At 50.1% G+C, this 2,583-nt stretch carries 2 protein-coding genes and 1 pseudogene; all 3 read right to left on the reverse strand.

The window, feature by feature from the left end; all coding sequences use genetic code 11:
• On the reverse strand, window positions 1-1,801 hold a 1,801-nt coding region (locus J7R12_RS08485; protein WP_208439057.1), incomplete at its 3' end, for a transposase domain-containing protein.
• Entirely contained in the window at window positions 1,798-2,256 is a 459-nt protein-coding gene (locus tag J7R12_RS08490; protein ID WP_126603257.1) for a hypothetical protein, read from the reverse strand. The genes J7R12_RS08485 and J7R12_RS08490, both read right to left, overlap by 4 nt.
• A pseudogene (locus J7R12_RS08495) lies at window positions 2,253-2,583 on the reverse strand (ParB/RepB/Spo0J family partition protein); the annotation flags it as partial. The gene J7R12_RS08490 and the pseudogene J7R12_RS08495, both read right to left, overlap by 4 nt.

Here is a 2,583-nt window from a genome sequence, read left to right on the forward strand (position 1 = left end):
GCTTGGATTTGAACGCTTCATCCTTTTTCTCAAGGCGCCCATAAACATCTGCCAAGTGATCAGGCGCAAGCTTTGCCGCTAGCTGCTTTTCTGCTTTAACAGCCTTCACATATTCTTTACGCAAACGCCCATTGAGACGTGCCGCCTGCTGGTCGTAAAAACCAACATCGCAAAGGCATGGTGCCAGACAAATCAACCGATTATGCAAATCATAAACCCGCAAATCCTGATGCAAATGATCCGGATCAAAGCGCACAATCACCTTTTGCCCCGCATGCTCATTCAACGCCCGCGCCCAATAACGATTGCCATAAAAATGTATCTCGCCCGTACCCTTTTGCGCGCGCAATCCTTCAGATGTTAAAAGCCATAAAGCCCGTTGTGCCGCCGTTGCCTGCCGAATAATCGTTCCCTCTGCTTGTAAACTCTCAGCAAAGGTTTCATCAAAACTACGCCCCGCACATGTCAGCGCCTTGCGCCCTGTTTGCGCATTATGGGCACAAATTTGCGCACCAACATGGGCTTTAAACTCTTCAAATCCTATCGCGCGCTTGCCATAATCTTCAGGCTTGGCATCTGGTTTATTGCCCGTATAAGCCCCCGCACAAAAGGGATGTTTGGAAATCGCTTCTGCCAGATCACGCCATGCCCGCTCAATCGGCTTAGACTGTCCGCTATAAGGTGTCGTCCATTGCAATTGCACACCCAAGCTCGTCAAAAGCCCTTGCGGATCATCCGGCTTAATTTTAAAGCGAAAACGGTTTTGCACTCCCCCAGAAATCCACTTGCTGGTAAAAGCACGTCCATTATCCAAAGTCATACGCTCCGGTATTCCATAAGCCTCCACCATATCCCCAATCACCAAACGCACGATTTCCCAAGTCTCGGCATCAGACAAGCGCCACGATAAAATCTTGCCCGAATAAAGATCTTGAATGGCAATCAAATAAAGCCGCACAGGCTTTTCTGTCCAAGGAACGCTCACAAAAACATCCAGCTTATGTCCATCCATATTCACCGCTTGCAGAGCATGCAGGCATGAGCGATCACGCCGTTGTGCCGGATAAAGCTTTTTTGCTTTTTCTTCTCCCTCACGCGCCAAAACCACAACCGCTTTGGAAACTTGTGCATTAAAACGACGTCGCAAAGCCCGCTCTGAAGGAATTGGCTCCCAACCCCGCTCCTGCGCAACCATCACCATCCGCCGATAACACGCCGAAAATGCCGGTTTAGAGGGGCGCAAATAATCCGAACAAAAAACTTCCCACGCTCCCTCATGACAAGGAGCAAATTGCGAAACATTCTCCTCACCATAACAAGGCGCTAGCGCTGCCAACCAATCAGGGCGCTCATACCCCTCCACCATCTGCCGCCAATTAAACAGCGACATCCGGCTCACACCAAATTGCACCGCAGTGCTTGTTGCCGCATCATGTACGCCTAGACCGCCATGGATCAAATCATTCATAAAACAAAGTGCCTTCAAACGCTCTTCACAGCGCCTTTTATGCGCCTTTGAAAGCCCCTCATAACGCACCCAAATGCTTGTCTTTTGCTCCCCTTGCATTTGTTTTGCATCAACACCCACTCCAAACCGCACCAACAATGCCGCCTTTGCCCCCTCCGGCAATAAAGAAATATGATACTCCCAAACCGGCTTAGTTTTTCCTAATGTTTGGCGAAACAATTGTGTATTCAAACGCCATTTCTTAAGCGCAAAATTGTTGAGACCGATTTTTGTTTTCGGCAACCCTGGCAAAGCTGCCTCAGCCAATTCGGCAATACTAAACCATTCCTTCATGGCTGCCCCCGTCTAATTCTCACAGGTGTCGCACGCATAGCCTTTAACCGTGCCGCAATCTCCCGCTGTTCCTGCTGAAGCCTAGCAATCTCTGCTAACCGCGCCTCATCCCCTTGCAACAACAACAATCCATCTTCACTCACCACCTCATCCCAGAGCCAAAATGCCTCTGTCGCCCGCACAAAGGCTTTAAAACGCGGCAGAGAAATATCCACCTGCTTACTTTCCGCAACATAAGCATCCAAACTTGCCTTGCTTAAACAACCAATCCCTAAATAATGCGCCATACGCTCCGCAATCACACTGCGTTCAACCCGGCATTCACGCAAAGCCCGCGCCATGGCACGCTTCATGCGTGAGCGAAACCGCCCTAAATCAATCTGCGCAACCGGTTCACGGCAAGGAAAGACCGGCTTTTGGAAAAAATCAAGCTGCTCGCAACCATGCCTCTTCATGACAGCTCCTCCCCCCGTTCTCTTGCAAGATAATCACAAAACCGCTCCCGCGTTTGCGCATCCGCCCTTTGCCACACACCCAATAACTGAGCAAAAATCCGTTCCTGTTCATTAATTTGTGGCGGCGTGTTAATCCCATTGATCAAATCAACAGCCCGCCGTAAATCCCCCTCAACCTGTTGCAAAGCAATTGCCACCCGCCGTTGCGCAACCGGCTCCATCTTGGCTAATTTCAACAGCTGCGCTTGATTATCTGCCAATGCTGTCCCCCGCAAAACAGAGCGCAACTCCGGCTGTAAATGCCGAGCAATACTGTTAAGACGTTTC

Source organism: Bartonella vinsonii subsp. vinsonii, from assembly GCF_902825235.1.
In the GTDB taxonomy this organism is placed as follows: Bacteria; Pseudomonadota; Alphaproteobacteria; order Rhizobiales; family Rhizobiaceae; genus Bartonella; species Bartonella vinsonii.

Coding starts and splice junctions, on each gene's coding strand:
- J7R12_RS08490 (WP_126603257.1), bottom strand. CDS start 2,256: ATGAAGAGGCATGGTTGCGAGCAGCTTGATTTTTTCCAAAAGCCGGTC.